Genomic DNA, 20,037 nt, shown 5'->3' with positions numbered 1-20,037 from the left:
CGGGGGGCAGGGTAAGCAGCGGGTTCGGAGATTCCCCGACCATCGGGCAACTGCCCGCCGGGAGGAGAGATGGTGTCTCAGGACTATCGCAAGAGCCCCGATGTGATCTCGGACCTGACGCCCGAGCAGTACCGGGTCACCCAGGAGTCCGCGACCGAAACGCCCTTCGCCAACGAGTACTGGGACAAGTCGGACCCCGGCCTCTATGTCGACGTGGTGTCCGGTGAACCCCTGTTCGCCTCCGTCGACAAGTACGACAGCGGCACCGGTTGGCCGACGTTCAGCAAGCCGGTCGAGTCCGGGAACCTGGTCGAGATCCCAGACCGCAGCCTCGGCGTCACCCGCACCGAGGTCCGGTCCGCGCACGGCGACAGCCACCTCGGCCACGTCTTCGACGACGGCCCGATCGAGTTCGGCGGGCTGCGCTACTGCATGAACTCGGCCGCGCTGCGCTTCGTGCCCCGCGACGACCTGGAGCGCGAGGGCTACGGGGCGTACCTCGACCGGTTCGCCGCCCGGCGGTGAGCTGACCCGGCACGAGGACATCCCGTTCGCCCGCGACAGTGGGAACAGGAGGCAGAGATGGCCGTCAAGACCGAAGCCCGACCGCGTACCGCGCAGATCCGGCCGTTCACGGTCGAGATCCCGCAGGCGGAGCTGGACGACCTACGCCGCCGGATCGCCGCCACGCGGTGGCCGGAGAAGGAGACCGTCGCCGACCAGTCGCAGGGCGTGCCGCTCGCGACCATCCAGGCGGTCGCGCGCTACTGGGAGCGGGAGTACGACTGGCGTGACGTCGAGGCACGGCTGAACAGCGTCCCGCAGTTCATGACCGAGATCGACGGGCTGGACATCCACTTCATCCACGTCCGCTCGAAGCACGAGGACGCGCTGCCGCTGATCATCACGCACGGCTGGCCCGGCTCGGTGATCGAACAGCTCAAGGTCATCGGCCCGCTCACCGATCCCACCGCCCACGGCGGAAGCGCCTCGGACGCCTTCCACGTGGTGATCCCGTCCATGCCCGGGCACGGCTTCTCCGGCAAGCCGACCATGCCGGGCTGGGGTCCGGAGCACATCGCCGGCGCATGGACCGAGCTGATGCGGCGTCTCGGGTACGACCGCTTCGTCGCCCAGGGCGGCGACTGGGGCGCGATCATCTCGGACCTGATGGGGGTGCAGGACCCACCGGAGCTGGCCGGTATCCACACCAACATGCCGGGAGCCGTACCGGCGGATCTCGACAAGCTGTTCCAGTCCGACATGAGCGGGGCGAACGACGCCCTCGGCTCGCTGCCGTCGAACCTCTCCGCCGAGGAGCGGCGCGCCTGCGAGCAGCTCGACTTCGTGTGGAAGCACGTCGCGTACGCCCTCATGATGGGCACCCGGCCGCAGACCCTGACCGCGCTGGCGGACTCGCCGGTCGGGTTGGCCGCGTTCCTGCTCGACCACGACGCGCGCAGCCTGGACCTCATCTCGCGGGTCTTCGCGGGTGGGCCGGGCGGCCTCAGCCGGGACGACGTGCTGGACAACATCACGTTGTACTGGTTGACCAACACCGGTGTCTCGTCGTCCCGGCTCTACGCGGAGAACGCACTCTCGTTCTTCGCCACCAAGGGCGTACGGGTGCCGGTGGCGGTCAGCGTCTTCCCGGACGAGCTGTACGAGGCGCCGCGGAGCTGGGTGGAGCAGGCGTACCCGAACCTCGTCTACTACCACCGGCTCGACCGGGGCGGGCACTTCGCCGCCTGGGAACGGCCGATGGCCTTCGCCGAGGAGCTGCGCGCCGGATTCCGGCCGTTGCGCTGATCGACCGTCACCCATCGCCGCGACCGGTGCCCTCGGGCGCCGGTCGTGCGCGTCCGCCCAGCCTGGACCGCACCGCCTGTCGATCCGCCGGTGCGGGACGGTCGGGTCAGTGGTCGGGGCTCGCGGTGCAGGGGTCGGACTTGGCGTCGGCGCGCAGGCGTGCCACCGCCCGGGCGAGGAGTTCGTGCCGGCGGCGGTCCCGGCGCACGTGCACGACGATGCGACGCCGGACGACGGGACGGACCACCGGTCTCGACACCGCGCCCTCCGGCAGGTCCACCACGGCCAGGCAGGGCAGCAGCGTGACACCGACACCGGCCGCGACCAGGCGCAGGGCCGCCCGGTGGTCGTCCAGCCGCGCGGCGAACCGGGGCGTGAACCCGGCGGTGCGGCAGGCACTGGAGATGATCTGCCCGATCGGGCTGTCGTAGATGTCGTGGTCCACCCACGGCTCGCCCCCGAGATCCCGCAACGCGATCTCGGGGGCGTCCACGAGCGGGTGCCCGGCGGGCAGCACGGCGACGAGTTCCTCCACGGCGAGTTCGTGCCGGTGGTAGCCGTCGAGCCGTACCTCGACGCCGCCGGACGGCTCGGTGCGGATGTCCAGGTCCGGCTGCCGTCGGCCCCGGCCGTCGACCGGTTCGTTGAGGCTGATCTCCACGGTCAGGTTCGGTCGGTGCTGCCGAACGGTCCGCACCAGCTCCGGGATCCACCGTTCGGCCGCCGAGGCGAAACAGGCGATCGCCAGGTGCTCCCCCTGGCCGCCGCGCAGGTCCGCGACGACCCGCTCCAGCCGCTCGAAGTCGGCGACCAGCGTCTGCGCCTGGTCCGCGAGGTGCCGGGCGGCGTCGGTGGCGACGATGCCCCGTCCCTGCTTCACGAAGAGGACCAGGCCGGTCTCCCTGGCCAGCTCGGTCATGTGCTGACTGATCGTGGCCGGGGCGTAGTTCAGGTTCCGGGCGGCCTGGTTGATCGATCCGGCGGCCAGGACCGCCCGCAGCACCACCAGACGTCGAGGGTTGAGCATGGGTCGACCGTACGGCGACGACGAACGATCAGCGATCTTTGTCTGCTTGTCGCCCGCACCGGGGCCGTCGCAGGATGACCCGCAGGGACCGGCTCCGCCGCCCGGTGCGTACGAGAGGACCGCTGATGGACACGACGTTCTGGGACCAGGCGGACCGCCTGCTGATCCGCTACGGGGCCACCTTCACCCCCCGGATCATCGAGCGCGCCCGTGGGGCGTACGTCTTCGACCGCGAGGGCAGGCCGATCCTCGACTTCACCTCGGGACAGATGAGCGCCATCCTGGGCCACGCGCACCCGGACATCGTCTCCACCGTCTCGTCCGCGGTCGCCTCACTGGACCACCTCTACAGCGGCATGCTCAGCCCACCGCTGCTCGCACTGGCCGAACGGCTCGCCGCCACACTGCCTCCCTCGCTGGGCAAGACGCTGCTGCTCACCACCGGCGCCGAGGCGAACGAGGCGGCGATCAAGATGGCCAAGCTCCACACCGGCCGGTACGAGATCGTGTCGTTCGACCGGTCCTGGCACGGCATGACGCAGGGGGCGGCGTCGGCGACGTTCTCCGCCGGGCGGCGCGGCTACGGTCCGCCGATGCCGGGCAACCTCGTCCTGCCCACACCGAACGCCTACCGGTCGCCGTTCCGTACGGCCACCGGCGCGCACGACTGGGAGGCCGAACTCGCGTACGGCTTCGCCCTGGTCGACCAGCAGTCCGCCGGAAGCCTCGCCGCCTGCCTGGTCGAGCCGATCCTCTCCTCGGGCGGCATCATCGACCTGCCGCCCGGATACCTGCGCCGACTCCGGCAGATGTGCGACGAGCGCGGGATGCTGCTCATCCTGGACGAGGCGCAGACCGGGCTCGGCCGCACCGGCGCGATGTACGCCTTCGAACGCGACGGCGTCGCCCCGGACATCCTGACCCTGTCCAAGACCCTCGGCGCCGGACTGCCGGTGGCCGCCGTGGTCACCAGCGCCGAGATCGAGCAGGTCTGCCACGAGCGGGGATTCCTCTTCTACACCACCCACGTCTCCGACCCGCTGGCGGCGGCGGTCGCGCTGACCGTCCTCGACGTCATCGCGCGGGAGGACCTGGTCCGGCGGGCAGCGCAGCTCGGCGAGCAGCTCACCGAGCGGCTCCAGACCCTGCGGAACGAGCACGAGGTGGTGGGCGACGTACGGGGCCGGGGCCTGCTCCAGGGCATCGAACTGGTGACCGACAAGATGAGCCGGACGCCGGCCGACGCGCTGGGCGCCCGGGTCACCTCGGCCTGCCTCGACCGGGGTCTGCACATGAACATCGTCCAACTGCCCGGCATGGGCGGCATCTTCCGGATCGCCCCGCCGCTCACCATCAGCGACGACGACCTGCACGCCGGCCTGGACATCCTCGACGCCGCGCTCACGGCGGTCCTGCGCGAGCGGTAAGGGCGCGCGCGGACAGCGGTCCTGCGTGAGCGGTGAGAACGCGCGGACAGCGGTCCTGCGCGAGCGGTAAGAGCGCGCGGACAGCAGCCCTGCCCGAGCGGTGAGAACGCGCGGACAGCGGTCCTGCGCGAGCGGTGAGAGCGCGCTGACAGCGGCCCCACGAGACGGACCGGCCGCGCGGTGGTCGAGGCACCGTCCACAGTGGATGAAACGTCGGCCGGATCGTCGGACTCCGAGCACGGCGGGCAGGACGCCGCACAGGGTGAGGAAAAGCCCCCGCACTAGGCTTGCCGGCATGTCTGAGTCAACGCCCGAGCCGCGCAGAATAGGCCAGCTGGTATGGGCCCCCGACGAGGTGACCGCCGGCATCGGAAGTCAGGTGCAACCGCAGGTCGGACGGGGACGCCGGGCGTTGCAGACCGGGCTGGCGGCCTTCCTCCTGACGTGGGTACCCACCCTTTTCATCCTGCTGGCGGCCACCTTCGCCGCACCGTCGTTGACCGACGACGCCGGCATCGGTCGGGTCGCCCTCTGGGCGTTGCTGATCGCCGTACTGTTCGCGGTCACGGCGGCGGTGAGCACCCTGTGGTCCAAGCCCGACCAGGCTGGGGAGGAACCCTCGGGTCTCGTCGTCGCGCTGCGGGTCGCACGCGGGGCGTTGCTGACCGGCGTGGGCGCGGGTGCCGTGCTGGCCTGGCAGGGTCTGTCGGTACGCCAGGTCGTCACTCTGGCCGTGATCCTGGCGCTCGTCCTGCGCGTCCTGCCGGTGGTCGCCGCGCGGACGCTGCAACGACGCCGCACCCCCGAGCCAGAACCCCCCGCCGCCTCGACGCCCTGACCACCCGGCCGCCCCGAGCCCATTAGCTCAGTTGCAGGATGACTGCTCGAAGCCGACCGAGAGCGCGTCGCCGAGCCGCATGAGGCGGCCCGCCGTGATCCGGGCCGCCGTGATCCGGGCCGCCGTGATCCGGGCCGCCGTGATCCGGGCCGCCGTGATCCGGGCCGCCGTGATCCGGGCTTCTGGATGAGTCGGCACCCGGTCGGCCTGGTAGACGTGTTCCAGCCCGGCTGGCGCGGTTGCCTCGCCGCTCAGCCCGCTCCGCCGTGTGAGTTGATCGGTCGGACCAGCCGCTGTGGCGATCGGGCCAGCTCCGGGGCCACTGCCGTCACCAGAACGGACAAAGCACCCGAACTGGCGACTGACTGGGAAGACCCACGCAGGCACGTTCGCAGGTGGGTCGATTTGTTGTCGCTATGGCAGCAACAAATCTACCCACCTCCCGTTCTCTGCACCCCCTGCCCGCCCAAACGCAAGGAAGGGTCCCCTGTTAACACCACCAAGCGTTAACAGGGGACCCTTCCTTGCACGCCCGGGCACGCCGGGCGCTCTTGCTCGGCGGAGCGCGACCGGCGGTCGATCATCGGCGTGGAGCACGCGTGGCGGCCCACGCCCGGCAGTCGGCACATCTCGCGGGGTCGGACGGTGCCGTGGTGGGTGCGTGTCGACGTCTGCCGGGCGGGAAGGCGCGAGGTGCCGCGCCGCGACACGCGCCGACACATCCGCAAGCCCCTTGACGACGTACAACCGATCGGTTGTATATTGGGTTTGTGACGGAGACGAGTGAGGACCGGGCGGACGCCCTGTTCCACGCGCTCGCCGACCGCACCCGGCGCGACATCCTGCGCCGCGTGCTGGCCGGGGAGCACTCCGTCTCCGCGCTCGCCGCCAAGTACGACATGAGCTTCGCCGCCGTGCAGAAACACGTCGCCGTGCTGGAGAGGGCCGGCCTGCTGACCAAGCGACGCAGCGGTCGCGAGCAACTGGCCAGCGGCGACGTGCAGGCGGTGCGGTCGGTGGCGTCCATGCTCACCGAGCTCGAACAGGTCTGGCGCGGCCGCATCGCCCGCATCGACATGCTCATCGCATCAGAAACCGACCAGGAGGACTGAACAGTGCCCGTCACCGACGTCAAGCAGGACCTCGACAACCTGAGCCTGACCATCACCGCCGACTTCGCCGCGCCGGTGGAGCGGATCTGGCAGGTGTACGCCGACCCACGCCAACTGGAGAAGATCTGGGGGCCGCCGACCTATCCGGCCACCGTGGTCGACCACGACCTCACACCCGGCGGGCGGGTGACCTACTACATGACCAGCCCCGAGGGCGAACGCTTCGCCGGATACTGGCTGGTCACCGCCGTGGACGCGACACGCAGCTTCGCCTTCGAGGACGGCTTCGCCCACGACGACCTCACCCCCAACCCGGACATGCCGGTCTCCAAGAGCGTCTTCACCTTCACCGCGCACGACGGCGGGACCCGGGCGACGTACGTGAGCACGTACCCGTCCGCCGAGGCGCTCCAGCAGGTGCTGGACATGGGCATGGTGGAGGGCGCCACCGGGGCGATCAACCAGATCGACGGCCTGGTCGCCTCCTGACCCACGCGCGGAGCCGGCACCGACGCGGGAGCCGGCACCGCCGATGTTAGGAGGGGTCCCTTTCTATACCGTAGGCGTTAGCAGGGGACCCCTCCTTTCATCGAGGCCGCGTGGTTCACTACTCCCCCGGGTACGAGTGCGAGGGGGTAGCGGGTGCGGGTACTCATCCTCGGGGGCACCGCCGAGGCACGTGATCTCGCCGCTCGACTCGTCGACCGACCGGGGCTGTCGGTGATCTCCTCGCTGGCCGGGCGGGTCGCCGATCCTCGTCTGCCGGTCGGTGAGGTACGCGTCGGCGGGTTCGGGGGTGCCGACGGGCTGGCCCGGTGGCTCGACGCGCACCGCGTGGAGGTGCTGATCGACGCCACCCACCCGTACGCGGCCCGGATCCGGACCTCCGCCGTCACCGCCGCCGCCCGGGTCGGCGTACCTCACCTGCGGCTGGAACGGCCGGGCTGGACGGCGCGGCCGGGCGACCGCTGGCACCGCGTGCCCGACGTGGCCGCTGCGGTTCGGGAACTTCCGGCGCTCGGGCGGCGGGTCCTGCTCACCACCGGACGGCAGAGCCTCGCGGCGTTCCGCCCGTCGACCGGGCTGTGGATCCTGGCCCGGGTCGTGGACGCGCCGGAGGAGCCGCTGCCGGAGCACATCCGACTGCTGCGCAGCCGGGGTCCCTACACGCTCGCCGGTGAACTGGAGCTGATCCGCACCCATCGCATCGACGTGGTGGTGACCAAGGACAGCGGCGGCCGGCTCACCGAGGCGAAACTCGACGCGGCCCGGCAACTCGGCCTACCGGTGCTGATGATCGACCGGCCGGTCGCCGCCGTCCGCCCGACGGCGGTGTCCAAGGTGGACGAGGCGGTGGACTGGGTGTCGGCGCTGCCGGTTCACCCGGGGTAGGTGCGGGGAGTCCAGACCACCACGGAGTCGTCGCCCCGCGTACTGACCTGGGTGGTCGACGAACCGATGATGAGCAGGCACCGCATGTCGACCGTCTCCGGGTCGAGATCGCCGAGCGTGACCACGGTGATCGACTCGGTGGCCCGGCCCACGTCCCGGGCCAGGACCACGGGCGTCTTCGGGTCACGGTGGCGCAGCAGCGTCTCCCGGGCCGCGCCGACCTGCCAGCGACGGCTGGCCGAGGCCGGGTTGTAGAGCGCCAGGACCAGGTCGGCCGCAGCGGCGGCGGCCAGGCGCGCCTCGATGACCGGCCACGGCTTGAGCCGGTCCGACAGCGACAGCACCGCGAAGTCGTGCCCGAGCGGGGCGCCCACGCGGCTCGCCGCCGCCTGCGCCGCAGTCAGTCCCGGCAGCACCCGCACCGGCACCCCGGCGAATCTCGCCTGGCCGGTCGCCACCTCGTAGACCGCGCTGGCCATCGCGAACACCCCGGGGTCGCCGGAGGAGACCACCACCACCCGGGCCCCGCCGAGCGCCAGTTCCAACGCGTGGGCGGCCCGTTCGGTCTCCACCTGGTTGCCCGAGGTGTGCCGCTGCTGGCCGGGACGCACCGGCACCCGGTCCACGTACGGGCCGTAGCCCACCAGGTGCTGGGCCTCGCGCAGCGCCCGCGCCACCTCCGGGGTGAGCCAGCGCGGTCCGGCCGGGCCGAGCCCGACCACGACCACCTCCCCCGCCGACGCCGGTGCCGGCGCAGGCAGGTCGTCCCGGCTGGCGGCACTGGTCGGGCTGGGCAGCAGGGCCAGCGAGAAGTACGGCACCTCGTCGGCGGACACGTCGGCCAGCGGGGCGTGTCGGCCGCGTGGTGAGGTGGCCCGTTCCACGTACCACGTCTCGGGCAGCCGACCCGCGTCGTCCAGGGCGGCGCGGACGTTGTCGAAGGTCCGGCCCAGCTTGAGTACGGCGGCGGCGTCGGTGTCGGCGAGCCGCCGGGCGAGTTCCTCGGCGGGCAGCGTGCCGGGCAGGACGGTCAGCACCTCGTCGCGTTCGACGAGCGGTCGACCCAGCACGGCGGAGGCGGCGCTGACCGAGGTCACCCCCGGCACCACCTCGGCCGGGAACCGGTGCGCGAGCCGTTCGTGCAGATACATGTAGGAGCCGTAGAACATCGGGTCGCCCGCGCAGAGCACCACCACGTCGCGTCCGGCGGCCAGGTGGACGGCCAGCCGCTCGGCGCTGTCGTCGTAGAACCGGCGGATCACGCCCTCGTAGCCGGCCGGGTCGTCGGTGCCCTCGGTGGTGACCGGGTACACCAGGGCCTCGTGCACGTGGTCCTCCCGCAGCAGCCCGGTCACGATGGACCGGGCGATGCTGCGACCGTGCCGGGCCGAGTAGTACGCGACCACGTCGGTCTCGGCGATCAGCCGGGCCGCCTTGACGGTCAACAGTTCCGGGTCGCCGGGTCCGACCCCGACGCCGTAGAGGGTGCCGGGCTCCACCATGGTCACTCCACCTCGCTCGCGATGCCGTTCACCGCCGCCGCGGTGACGGCGCTGCCACCCCGACGACCCTGCACGACCAGGTACGGAATCCGGGCCCGATGGTCGGCCAGCGCCTGCTTGGACTCGGCCGCGCCGATGAACCCGACCGGTACGCCCACCACCGCCGCCGGCCGACCCGCGCCCTCGTCGATCAGCTCCAGCAGCCGGAACAGGGAGGTCGGGGCGTTGCCGATGGCGACCACCGCGCCGTCGAGCCGGTCCCGCCACAACTCCATGGCGGCGGCGCTGCGGGTGGTGCCCAACTGCCGGGCCAACTCCGGCACCGCCGGATCACGCAGCGTGCACACCACCTCGTTGTCGGCGGGCAGCCGGCTGCGGGTGATCCCGGCGGCGACCATCGCCGCGTCGCAGAGCACCGGCGCACCGGCGGCCAGTGCCGCGTACCCGGCGGCGACCACTTCGGGGTGCGCGTCCACGTCGTCGACCAGGTCGACCATGCCGCAGGCGTGGATCATCCGCACCACCACCCGGGCGACGTCGGCGGGGAACCGGGACAGGTCGGTCTCGGCGCGGATGGTGGCGAACGAGCGGCGGTAGATCTCGGCGCCCTCGCGGACGTAGTCGTAACTCATCGTGGTCTCCGTGCCTGTGCCACCCGCTCGGACAGCGGGCCGTGGTGATCCTCTCGGGGACCGGCGACACGGTAACCGGCGCCGGTGGCCACCGCCAGAGCGACCGGGCCGGAGGGTCGGCCGCAGCACCGGTCACAGCCGGCCCAGTGCAGGGGAAGCGCGTCGGCGGCGGGCGGCGCGGCGGCGGCCAGGGCGGCCGTGGCGTCGGCGCGGACGTCGGCCAGCGCGCTGCCGCAGCCGGGTCGGCCGGCGCAGGCGGTCACCCCGACCCAGGGCGAGGCGGGGTCGACGACCAACCCGGCCCCGGTCAGCGCCGGCACCGCCGTCTCGGGTGCGGCGACCACGACGACGGTCCGCCACGGCGTCACCACCACCGGTCCGTCGGTCAGCGTCGCGATCGCCTCGGCCTGCGCGGCGGTGAGCCGGCCCAGCGGTGCGGCGGCGACCACGAAGCCGGCCGGGTGTGGACCGACCGGCGGCGGGCCGCCATGTGGTGGCTCGACCGGCTCGGCGTGCGGCCCGCCCAGTGCCGCGACGACGGCGGCGGGTGCCTCGGGCAGGTCGGCCACCCGCCACGCGTCCCGCCGCCCGGCGCGGTGACGCAGGAAGGCTCGGGCGGCGGTGACGATCGTCGCGGCGACCTGGTCGGCGTCGGCCCGCAGCCCGACGTCGCGTCCCGCCACCAGCAGCGCACCGGTCTCGGCCAGCCAGCACAGGTCCGCGCCGAGGGCGGCGACGTCACCCCGGCCGTCGTCGACGGCGATCAGGAAACGGCCGCTGAGGTCGGCCAGCTCGGGACAGGCACAGAGCGCCTCGTCGACCCGGGCCACCACCGGTCGTACGTCGGGCCGGCCACTGTGGTCCAGACCACTCAGCGGCGAGGCGACGATGTTGCGGACCGTCTCGTGGCTGGCGCTGGGCAGCAGCCCCGAGTCGACCAGGACGGCGGCGATCCGGTCCACCGCCTCCTGGTCGGGGATGCCGCGGAGCTGCACGTTCGCCCGTGAGGTCAGCTCCAGCGTGCCGTCGGCGTCGTCTCGGGCGGTGGCGGCCAGCCGCCGTAGCTGTGACGTGCTCAGCCGACCGCCGGGAAGCCGGACGCGCACCAGCAGTCCGTCGGCGGCCTGGTGGGCCCGGAACGCCCCGGGACACCGGTCGGCGCCGGAACGGCCGGACGGGGTGGAGACAGCGGGCACCCGTTCATCGTAGAGTCGGAGTCTCGGCACGGAACGCGCCGAGATCAGCATCACGCGGTCGGCGCGGAGGAACCCGGTGCGAGTCCGGGGCGGTCCCGCCACTGTCACCGGTCCGGCCCCGTGCCGGCCCGCGAGCCAGACACTCCGGTCGACCGCGACCGACGGCCACGGGCGCGGACCCGGGGAGGAGTCAACCATGCCCGGTGACGGCGTGATCCTACTACTGTCCACCTCGGACACCGACCTGCTCAGCGCCCGGTCCAGTGGTGCGGCGTACCGGCTGGCGAACCCGGCCCGCGTCGGCGAGGAGCCGGAGGCGCTGGCCGACCTGACGGCCGGCGTGGACCTCGTGGTGGTCCGCATCCTCGGCGGGTACCGGATGTGGCAGCGTGGCCTGGACACGCTGCTCGGCGGCGACGTGCCGGTGGTCGCCCTCGGCGGTGAACAACTGCCCGACGCGGACCTGATGGCCCGCTCCACGGTGGCCCAGGGCATCGCCGCGCAGGCGCACGCCTACCTCGCGCAGGGTGGTCCGGACAACCTCCGTGAGCTGCACGCGTTCCTCAGCGACACGGTGCTGCTGACCGGTCACGGCTTCGCGCCGCCGCTCGCGCATCCCGACTGGGGCGTCATGTCGCGTCCGGCACCGACGGTGACCGGGCCGACGGTGGGCATCCTCTATTACCGGGCCCACCAGCTCAGCGGCAACACCGCCTTCGTGGAGGGGCTGTGCGCGGCCGTCGAGCAGGCCGGTGGCGTACCGCTGCCGGTGTTCTGCGCGAGCCTGCGCGCCCCCGAGCCGGGCCTGCTGGCCACGCTCGGCCGGGCCGACGCGCTGCTGGTCACGGTGTTGGCGGCCGGGGGCACCCGGCCGGCGGAGGTCTCCGCCGGGGGTGCCGACGAGGCGTGGGACGTCGGCGCGCTCGCCGAGCTGGACGTGCCGATCCTCCAGGCGCTGGCGCTGACCCAGGACCGGGCGTCCTGGGCGGAGAGCGACGACGGGCTCAGCCCGCTGGACGCGGCCACCCAGGTGGCGGTGCCGGAGTTCGACGGGCGGCTGATCACGGTCCCGTTCTCGTTCAAGGAGACCGACGCCGACGGGTTGCCGCACTACGTCGCCGATCCGGAGCGCGCCCGCCGGGTCGCCGGCATCGCGGTCCGGCACGCCCGGCTGCGGCACGTGCCGCCGGCCGAGCGGCGGATCGCGGTGGTGCTGTCGGCGTACCCGACGAAGCACGCCCGGGTCGGCAACGCGGTCGGGCTGGACACTCCGGCCAGCGCCGTCCACCTGCTGCGGACACTGCGCGGACAGGGGTACGACGTCGGACCGGTCGACGGCCCGGACGCGCTGCCCGGCCTGCTGCCCAGCGGTGACGGCCAGGACGCCGACGGGGACCGCCTGATCCACGCGCTGATCGCGGCCGGCGGCCAGGACCCGGAGTGGCTCACCGAGGAGAAGCTGGCCGGCAACCCGGTCCGCGTCCCGGCCGCCACCTACCGCCGCTGGTTCGACGCGCTCCCCGACGACCTGCGGGAGGCGATGACCGAGCACTGGGGTCCCGCCCCGGGTGACCTGTTCGTCGACCGGTCCGCCGACCCGGACGGCGAGATCGTCCTGGCCGGGTTGCGGGCCGGGAACGTGCTGCTGATGATCCAGCCGCCCCGTGGTTTCGGCGAGAACCCGGTGGCCATCTACCACGATCCGGACCTGCCGCCGACGCACCACTACCTGGCCGCCTACCGGTGGCTGGACGAGGAGTTCGGCGCGCACGCCGTGGTGCACCTGGGCAAGCACGGGTCGCTGGAGTGGCTGCCCGGCAAGAACCTCGGCCTCTCCGCCAGTTGCGGGCCGGACGCGGTCCTCGGTGAGCTGCCGCTGATCTATCCGTTCCTGGTCAACGACCCGGGTGAGGGCGCGCAGGCCAAGCGACGGGCGCACGCCACCATCGTGGACCATCTGGTGCCGCCGATGGCCCGGGCGGAGAGCTACGGCGACATCGCCCGGCTGGAGCAGTTGCTCGACGAGCACGCCAACATCGCCACCATGGACCCGGCCAAGCTGCCGGCCGTACGGGCGCAGATCTGGACGCTCATCCAGGCCGCCCGACTCGACCACGACCTGGGGATGGAGCAGCGCCCACACGACGCCGAGTTCGACGACTTCCTGCTGCACGTCGACGGGTGGCTCTGCGAGGTCAAGGACGCGCAGATCCGCGACGGCCTGCACGTGCTCGGGCACGCCCCGACCGGCGAGGCGCGGATCAACCTGATGCTGGCCATCCTGCGTGCCCGTCAGGTCTTCGGCGGGCAGGCCGACGCCGTGCCCGGTCTGCGGGCCGCGCTCGGCCTCGACGAGGGCGGCGCCGAACACACCGCCGAGGTGGACCGGATCGAGGCGGTGGCCCGACGGCTGGTCGAGGAGATGGAGCGGCACGACTGGTCCGTCGAGGCGGTCGACCGGGTACGCGTCGAGATGCTCGGCGACGACCATCCGCACGGCGTGGAGGTCGGCCGGGTGCTGACGTTCGCCGCCACCGAGGTCGCGCCACGGCTGGCCGGCACCACCGGCGAACTCGACGCCGTGCTGCACGCCCTCGATGGGGGTTATGTGCCCGCCGGACCGAGTGGGTCGCCGCTGCGCGGACTGGTCAACGTGCTGCCGACCGGCCGCAACTTCTACACCGTCGACCCGAAGGCGATCCCCAGCCGACTGGCCTGGGAGACCGGGCAGGCGATGGCCACCAGCCTGCTGGAGCGCTACCGCCGGGACACCGGCGAGTGGCCCCGCTCGGTCGGCCTGTCGGCCTGGGGCACCTCGGCGATGCGGACCTCCGGCGACGACATCGCCGAGGTGTTGGCGCTGATCGGGGCGCAGCCGGTCTGGGATCCGGCGTCCCGGCGGGTCACCGGCGTCGAGATCGTCCCGCTGGCCGACCTGGGCCGCCCCCGTATCGACGTCACGTTGCGCATCAGCGGCTTCTTCCGGGACGCCTTCCCGCACGTGGTGCTCCTGCTGGACGACGCGATCCGGGAGGTGGCCGCGCTGGACGAGCCGGACGAGGAGAACTACCTCGCCGCGCACGCCCGCGCCGACGCCGCCCGGCACGGCGACGACCGGCGCGCCACCACCCGCATCTTCGGCTCCAAGCCCGGTGCGTACGGTGCCGGACTGTTGCCGCTGATCGAGAGCGGGAACTGGCGCGACGACGCCGACCTGGCCGAGGTCTACACCGTGTGGGGAGGCTTCGCGTACGGCCGTGACCTGGACGGGCGGCCCGCCCGGGAGGACATGGAGTCGGCGTACCGGCGGATCGCGGTGGCGGCGAAGAACACCGACACCCGTGAGCACGACATCGCCGACTCCGACGACTACTTCCAGTACCACGGCGGGATGATCGCCACGGTGCGGGCGTTGACCGGGCAGGCGCCTCGGGCGTACATCGGGGACAGCACCACCCCGGACGCCACCCGCACCCGGTCGCTGACCGAGGAGACCGCGCGGGTGTTCCGGGCCCGGGTGGTCAATCCACGGTGGATCGCGGCCATGCGTCGGCACGGCTACAAGGGCGCGTTCGAGATGACCGCCACCGTGGACTACCTGTTCGGGTACGACGCCACGGCCGGCGTGGTCACCGACTGGATGTACGAGCAGCTCGCGGAGAGCTACGTCCTGGACCCGGAGAACCAGCAGTTCCTGCGCCGGTCGAACCCGTGGGCGCTGCGCGGGATCGTCGAGCGGCTCACCGAGGCCGCCGACCGTGGGCTCTGGGCCAAGCCCGATCCGGCGCTGATGGACGCGCTGCGGCAGGCGTACCTGGAGGTCGAGGGCGACCTGGAGGAGTCCGGCTGAGCGGGTGCCGTCCCGGGGAGCCCGGCGGTTCCCCGGGACGGCTCAGACGTCGTGCCCGGGGCGGACGCTGGCGTCGGCGAGTTGCGTCACGTCGGCGAACGCGGCGACCGCACCGATCACGGTGACGGCGGGTGCGCAGAGGTGCTGGGCGACGGCGACGGTGGCGATGTCGTCCAGGCGTCCCCGCAGTACGCGTTGCCGGTCGGTGCCGCCGTTCTCCACGCTGACCGCCGCCGTGGCCGGGTCCATGCCGTGCCGCAGCAGCGTGGCGGTCACCTCGGGCAGCGTCTGCACCGCCATCAGCAGCACGATCGTGGTGCCGGAGCGGGCCACCCCGGCCCAGTCGACGGTGCTGCCCGGATCGCCGGGTGGCAGGTGGGCGGCAAGCACGGTGAAGCCCTGGGTCAGACCACGGTGGGTCACCGGCACCCCGGCCAACTCGGGTACGGCGACGGCGCTGGTCACCCCGGGCACCACCTCCACCGGCACTCCGGCGGCCCGGCAGGCCAGCATCTCCTCCATGCCCCGGCCGAAGACGAACGGGTCGCCGCCCTTGAGCCGGACCACCCGGTGTCCGGCGCGGGCCTCGGTGACCAGGATCTGGTTGATCTGCTCCTGGGGGACGAACGCGCCGCGTGGCACCTTCGACACGTCGACGACCCGAACGCCGGGCCGCAGGTCGCGCAGCACCGCGTGCGGCACGAGCCGGTCGGCCACCACCACGTCGGCCTCGGCGAGACGGTCCAGCGCCCGGCGGGTGAGCAGACCCGGATCGCCGGGACCGCCCCCGACCAGCGTGACCCGCCCGACGGCAGGCGATTCGGCCGGAACGGGACCGGTCGACTCGGACACACGCGGGGTCGGAATCACCCCGGCCGCCGGGCCTGCGACAGCCGAGCCGGTGGCAGCGGAGCCCGCGTCAGCCGGGACGGCAGCGGGGGTACGGGGTGCCAGGCGCGCGTCAGCCGGGACAGCAGCGGAAGTATCGGGTTCCGGGTCCGCGACGGCCGAGCCGCTGGCGGGAGTCCGGGTTGCCGAGCCCGCGACGGCCGGGGCGGCGGTGGGAGTACGCGGTGCCGCGCCGGTGGTGTGCCGGTGCACGGCGGTGGCGAAGCGGGCCGCCAGGCTCGGGTGTCCGGCCCAGTGCACGTGCAGGTAGGAGGCGTGGACGGTGCCGGACACGACGCCGTCGGGCACCGGCGCGGCGGTGCCGTGCGCGGCGGACGGGCGGGGCCGGAACCGCCAGGCGGGTGTGCTGTCGGGGTCGGCGTCGACCCGGGTGCGGTGGAACTCGTGGCCGGTGACCTGCTGGTCGACGTCGGCGAGCACGCTCTCCGTGGCGGCCCGCGCGTCCCGGTAGCCCAACGTCAGCCGGTCGGTCATCCGGGCACGCACCGGCAGGACCCCGGTCATCGGCGCGCCGTCGAGGTCGCGGGCCAGATAGAGCAGCCCGGCGCACTCGGCGACCGTCGGCACGCCGCGCGCCGCGGCGTCGGCCACCGCCTGACGCAGGGGTGCGTTCTCGGTCAGCCCGGCGGCGTACACCTCGGGGAAGCCGCCGCCGAGGTACAGCCCGGTGGTCTGCTCGGGCAGCGTCGGGTCGCGCAGCGGGTCGACCGGGGCCAGCCGGAGGCCGGCGGCGGTGAGCAGTTCGTCGGTCTCGGCGTACCGGAAGGTGAAGGCCGGTCCGGACGCGACCGCGACGGTCCCGTCCACGGTGAGACCGGACAGTTCGGCCACCGGGTCCCAGGCCGGGCCGGGCAGTGCGGGTGCCCGGCGGGCCACCGCGACCACCTGGTCGAGGTCGACACCGGCGGCGACGTGGGCGGCGAGCGCGTCGACGGTACGCGCGGCGGCGGCGGCCCGCTCGGCGGCCGGCACCAGGCCGAGGTGCCGGCTCGGGGTGTCCAGGGTCGCGTCCCGGCGCAGCGCACCCAGCACCGGCACACCGGTGACGGCCAGCGCGTCGCGGATCTCCGCCTCGTGGGTCACCGAGCCGACCTTGTTGAGGACCACCCCGGCGACGGTGAGCTGCGGGTCGAAGGTGGCGAAGCCGTGCACCAGGGCGGCGATGCTGCGCGAGGCGCCGGAGACGTCCACCACGAGCAGCACCGGGGTACGGGTCAGCCGCGCCACGTGGGCGGTGGAGGCGAACCCGGCCCGGCCGACCGCGCCGTCGAGCAGACCCATCACGCCCTCGACGATCGCGATGTCGGCGGGTGCACCGACGGTGGCACCGTGCCGCAGCAGCGGCAGGATCCGCTGCTCGCCCTGGAGGAACGGGTCGAGGTTGCGACCTCGGCGGCCGGTGGCCAGCTCGTGGTAGCCGGGGTCGATGTAGTCCGGGCCGACCTTGTGGCCGCTGACGGTCAGGCCGCGCCGCCGCAGCGCCGCCATCAGGCCGGTGGCCACCGTGGTCTTGCCCTGTCCGGAGGCGGGGGCGGCGACGATCAGCCGGGGCGGGAGGGTCACCATTCGATGCCCCGCTGGCCCTTCTGACCGGAGTCCATCGGATGCTTGATCTTGGTCATCTCGGTGACCAGGTCCGCCGCGTCCACCAGCCGGGGGTCGGCGTCCCGCCCGGTCACCACCACGTGCTGGTGGCCGGGGCGTTCCCGCAGCGTCTGCACCACCTCGTCGACGTCCACCCACCCCCACTTCATCGGGTAGGTGAACTCGTCGAGCACGTACAGGTCGTGGGCGGAGGTGGCGAGCCGACGCTTGATCTCGGCCCAGCCCTCCGCGGCCTGTGCCGCGTGGTCGCTCTCGGTGCCCTGGGTCCGGCTCCAGCTCCAGCCGGCGCCCATCTTGTGCCAGGAGACCGGGCCACCCTGGCCGGTCTGCTCGTGCACCGTGCCGAGTGCGCGCAGTGCGTGTTCCTCGCCGACGGTCCACTTGGCGCTCTTGACGAACTGGAACACCGCGATCGACCAGCCCTGGTTCCAGCCGCGCAGGGCGAGCCCGAAGGCGGCGGTGGACTTGCCCTTCGACGGTCCGGTGTGGACCATCAGCAGCGGCCGGTTGCGGCGTTGCCGGGTGGTCAGCCCGTCGTCCGGCACGGTGACCGGTTGGCCCTGTGGCATCAGGCGGCACCCCTCTCGGTCCGGACGGCGGTGTGGGCGCGGACCGCGTCGGTGAGCGCGTCGGCGGCGACCCCCTCCAGCGGCAGGTACTGCCCGCCGAGCGTGGTGGCCAGGTCGGCGGCGAGCCGCATGCGTACCCGGCCCTGCTCGCAGTCGACGACCACGGCGCTGGTGCCGGCGGCGGCGAGCAGCCGGGCCGCGTGCCGGGCCCGACACACCGCGTCCGGGCCGGTGGTGGCGCGCCCGTCGGTGACCAGCACCAGCAGCGGACGCCGTCGCGGGTCGCGGATCCGTTCCACCCGCAGCACCTCGCGGGCGCGCAGCAGCCCCTCCGCCAGCGGGGTGCGGCCCCCGGTCGGCAGCGTGGCCAGCCGGGCGGCGGCCACCTCCACGCTGGCGGTGGGCGGCAGCGCCACCTCGGCGTCGGTGGCGCGGAACGTGACCAGGCCGACCTTGTCCCGGCGCTGGTAGGCGTCGAGCAGGAGGGACAGCACCGCGGCCTTGACCGCGCCGACCCGCTGGCGGGCACCCATCGAGCCGGAGGCGTCCAGGCAGAACAGGATCAGGTTGCCCTCGCGGCCCTGCCGCACCGGCAACCGCACGTCGCCGGGGTGGACCAGGATGCCGGGACCCTGGCGGCCCCGGGCCCGCTGGTGCGGTGCGGCGGCGTGCAGCGTGGCCACCAGGTGGGGCCGTCCGGTCGTCGCGCCGTCCGGACGCCGGGCACCGACGGTGCGGCCGGTGGTGGTGCGGGCCGGCGAGCGGCGGCCGGCCACGCCGAGGCCGCTGCCGGGGACCTGTAACAGCCGGGCCCGGTACGGCGCGCCGGCCGGCACCGGGGCGGGCACGGTCCGCTCCCCCTCGGTGCCCGGGGCGGGCGGGGTGTCCGGGCGGGAGCGGTACGGGCGCTCGTCGGCGGATTCACCCTCGGGGTCGCCCGGGCCGCCGCCGTCGGGCGGGCTGTCCGGGTCGTTCGGGCCCGGTGGGCCGTCCGTGGGCGGATCCGGCTCGTCCTCGGGCGGCCCGGGCTCGTCCAGTCCGGCGTCGTGCAGCGCCCTGTCGAGGTCGGCGGCGTCCTGCTGCGGCGGGTCGAAGGGGTTGCGGCGGCGGCGGTGCGGCAGGGCCAGCCGGGCGGCGACGCGGACGTCGCCGACGCCCACCTCGGTGCGCCCGCACCAGGCCGCGTGGGCGATGGCGGTCCGCGCGATGACCAGGTCCGCGCGCATCCCGTCGACCTCGGCGGCGGCGCAGAGGGCGGCGATGCGGGTCACCGTCGCGTCGTCGAGACGGACCCTCGGCAGCAGCGTGCGGGCCCGGGCGACCTGTGCGCCCAGCGCCGCGTCGGCATCGGCGTACCGGGCGGCGAAACCGTCCGGGTCGGCCTCGTACGCCAGTCGTCGGCGCATCACCTCGGCGCGCACCTGCGGGTCCCGGCTGGCGGCGACCTCGACGGTCAGGCCGAAGCGGTCCAGCAACTGCGGGCGCAGTTCCCCCTCCTCGGGGTTCATGGTGCCCACCAGCACGAACCGGGCCGCGTGGGTGACCGAGACGCCGTCGCGCTCCACCGTGGCGCGGCCCATCGCCGCCGCGTCGAGCAGCACGTCCACCAGGTGGTCGTGCAGCAGGTTGACCTCGTCGACGTAGAGCAGGCCACGATGGGCGGCGGCGAGCAGGCCCGGGTCGTACGCGGTGACGCCCTCGCGCAGCGCCCGTTCCAGGTGCAGCGCGCCGAGGAGGCGGTCCTCACCGGCGCCGACCGGCAACTCCACCAGCCGGGCCGGACGCGTACGGGCCGGTGGGTCGGCCGGGTGCGGCCCGTCCGGGCAGTCCGGGTCCGGTGCCGCCGGGTCGCAGGAGAAGCGGCAGTCGGTGACCACCTCGACCGGGGGCAGGAACGCGGTCAGGGCCCGCACGGCGGTCGACTTCGCGGTGCCCTTCTCGCCTCGGACCAGCACACCGCCGATCGCCGGGGAGACCGCGCACAGGTTCAGCGCCAACGCCATGTCGTCCATGCCGACGACGGCGGAGAAGGGGTACGACCGCACGGCCACACCTTTCACCTCGCGTGGGTCCTCGCCCACGGCCGGTCACCGACCACGCCGACGCAGCGGCCGACGTGGCACGACGCAGCGAGTGTCTGGCTTCCGGTGGCCGGCGCGGGGCCGGACC

The 20,037-nt window shown here is 73.6% G+C and carries 16 protein-coding genes, 1 pseudogene and 1 riboswitch; of the genes and pseudogenes, 8 read left to right on the top strand and 9 right to left on the bottom strand.

The features are described 5' to 3' along the window. Window positions 1-72: 72 nt before the first annotated feature. Together msrB and ACWDVW_RS11420 are read left to right on the top strand one after the other, a co-directional pair. Window positions 73-525 carry a peptide-methionine (R)-S-oxide reductase MsrB gene (gene msrB / locus ACWDVW_RS11425; protein WP_449946973.1) on the top strand — a complete coding sequence of 151 codons (453 nt, stop codon included), beginning with the start codon at window positions 73-75 and terminating at the stop codon, window positions 523-525. Window positions 526-582: 57 nt separating this feature from the next. Next, window positions 583-1,809 (top strand): epoxide hydrolase family protein, encoded by a 1,227-nt coding sequence (locus ACWDVW_RS11420; protein WP_449946972.1) that lies wholly within the window; start codon window positions 583-585, stop codon window positions 1,807-1,809. A 106-nt stretch (window positions 1,810-1,915) separates the two neighbouring features. Here the strand turns inward: ACWDVW_RS11420 and ACWDVW_RS11415 are convergent, their stop codons facing one another. Beyond that, entirely contained in the window at window positions 1,916-2,836 is a 921-nt protein-coding gene (locus tag ACWDVW_RS11415; RefSeq protein WP_449946970.1) for a LysR family transcriptional regulator, read from the bottom strand. A gap of 125 nt (window positions 2,837-2,961) precedes the next feature. Here ACWDVW_RS11415 and ACWDVW_RS11410 point away from each other — a divergent pair, with 125 nt between their 5' ends. Further along, window positions 2,962-4,263 carry an aspartate aminotransferase family protein gene (locus tag ACWDVW_RS11410; RefSeq protein ID WP_449946969.1) on the top strand — a complete coding sequence of 434 codons (1,302 nt, stop codon included), beginning with the start codon at window positions 2,962-2,964 and terminating at the stop codon, window positions 4,261-4,263. A 295-nt stretch (window positions 4,264-4,558) separates the two neighbouring features. Next, window positions 4,559-5,101 carry a hypothetical protein gene (locus tag ACWDVW_RS11405; RefSeq protein WP_449946968.1) on the top strand — a complete coding sequence of 181 codons (543 nt, stop codon included), beginning with the start codon at window positions 4,559-4,561 and terminating at the stop codon, window positions 5,099-5,101. Between the two features lie 27 nt (window positions 5,102-5,128). On the opposite strand, the gene ACWDVW_RS11400 is transcribed toward ACWDVW_RS11405, so the two are convergent. Next, a complete protein-coding gene (locus ACWDVW_RS11400; RefSeq protein ID WP_449946966.1) occupies window positions 5,129-5,299 on the bottom strand; it encodes a hypothetical protein in 171 nt (56 codons plus the stop codon). A 572-nt stretch (window positions 5,300-5,871) separates the two neighbouring features. On the opposite strand from ACWDVW_RS11400, the gene ACWDVW_RS11395 reads away from it, so the two are divergent. The 3 genes from ACWDVW_RS11395 to ACWDVW_RS11385 all read left to right on the top strand — a co-directional run bounded on the left by ACWDVW_RS11395 (window position 5,872) and on the right by ACWDVW_RS11385 (window position 7,605). Then, a complete protein-coding gene (locus ACWDVW_RS11395) occupies window positions 5,872-6,213 on the top strand; it encodes an ArsR/SmtB family transcription factor (protein ID WP_449946964.1) in 342 nt (113 codons plus the stop codon). 3 nt (window positions 6,214-6,216) lie between these two features. Next, entirely contained in the window at window positions 6,217-6,702 is a 486-nt protein-coding gene (locus ACWDVW_RS11390) for an SRPBCC family protein (protein WP_449946962.1), read from the top strand. A 153-nt stretch (window positions 6,703-6,855) separates the two neighbouring features. Continuing rightward, window positions 6,856-7,605 (top strand): cobalt-precorrin-6A reductase, encoded by a 750-nt coding sequence (locus ACWDVW_RS11385; RefSeq protein WP_449946960.1) that lies wholly within the window; start codon window positions 6,856-6,858, stop codon window positions 7,603-7,605. Here the strand turns inward: ACWDVW_RS11385 and ACWDVW_RS11380 are convergent. Genes ACWDVW_RS11380 through ACWDVW_RS11370 form a run of 3 tightly spaced genes read right to left on the bottom strand, consistent with a single transcriptional unit; the run spans window position 7,593 to window position 10,935 of the window. Then, window positions 7,593-9,107, bottom strand: coding sequence for a precorrin-2 C(20)-methyltransferase (locus ACWDVW_RS11380; RefSeq protein WP_449946959.1), 1,515 nt, complete (start codon window positions 9,105-9,107; stop codon window positions 7,593-7,595). The two genes, ACWDVW_RS11385 and ACWDVW_RS11380, sit on opposite strands and share 13 nt — an antisense overlap. Window positions 9,108-9,109: 2 nt before the next feature. Then, a complete protein-coding gene (locus tag ACWDVW_RS11375; RefSeq protein ID WP_449946957.1) occupies window positions 9,110-9,739 on the bottom strand; it encodes a precorrin-8X methylmutase in 630 nt (209 codons plus the stop codon). Further along, on the bottom strand, window positions 9,736-10,935 hold the full coding sequence (locus tag ACWDVW_RS11370) for a precorrin-3B synthase (RefSeq protein ID WP_449946955.1): 1,200 nt from the start codon (window positions 10,933-10,935) through the stop codon (window positions 9,736-9,738). Before ACWDVW_RS11370 ends, ACWDVW_RS11375 begins: the two co-directional genes overlap by 4 nt. A gap of 66 nt (window positions 10,936-11,001) precedes the next feature. Continuing rightward, a riboswitch (cobalamin riboswitch) is annotated at window positions 11,002-11,080 on the top strand. Window positions 11,081-11,146: 66 nt separating this feature from the next. Here ACWDVW_RS11370 and cobN point away from each other — a divergent pair. Continuing rightward, entirely contained in the window at window positions 11,147-14,785 is a 3,639-nt protein-coding gene (cobN, locus tag ACWDVW_RS11365; RefSeq protein ID WP_449946953.1) for a cobaltochelatase subunit CobN, read from the top strand. A 42-nt stretch (window positions 14,786-14,827) separates the two neighbouring features. Here cobN and cobA read toward each other — a convergent pair whose 3' ends face one another. From cobA to ACWDVW_RS11345, 4 genes and pseudogenes are all read right to left on the bottom strand, one after another. Next, entirely contained in the window at window positions 14,828-15,637 is an 810-nt protein-coding gene (cobA, locus tag ACWDVW_RS11360; protein WP_449947119.1) for a uroporphyrinogen-III C-methyltransferase, read from the bottom strand. A gap of 240 nt (window positions 15,638-15,877) precedes the next feature. Then, a pseudogene (locus ACWDVW_RS11355) lies at window positions 15,878-17,260 on the bottom strand (cobyrinate a,c-diamide synthase); the annotation flags it as partial. Then, a complete protein-coding gene (gene cobO / locus ACWDVW_RS11350; protein WP_449946951.1) occupies window positions 17,254-17,868 on the bottom strand; it encodes a cob(I)yrinic acid a,c-diamide adenosyltransferase in 615 nt (204 codons plus the stop codon). The gene cobO and the pseudogene ACWDVW_RS11355, both read right to left, overlap by 7 nt. After that, entirely contained in the window at window positions 17,868-19,880 is a 2,013-nt protein-coding gene (locus tag ACWDVW_RS11345; RefSeq protein WP_449947117.1) for a magnesium chelatase subunit D family protein, read from the bottom strand. The genes cobO and ACWDVW_RS11345 overlap by 1 nt, the downstream gene beginning before the upstream one ends. Window positions 19,881-20,037: the final 157 nt, after the last annotated feature.

The sequence above is a fragment of the Micromonospora sp. NPDC003241 genome (genome assembly GCF_053589795.1).
Note: the sequence above shows the minus strand (reverse complement) of the source record. Positions and strands in the feature narration are given on the sequence as shown.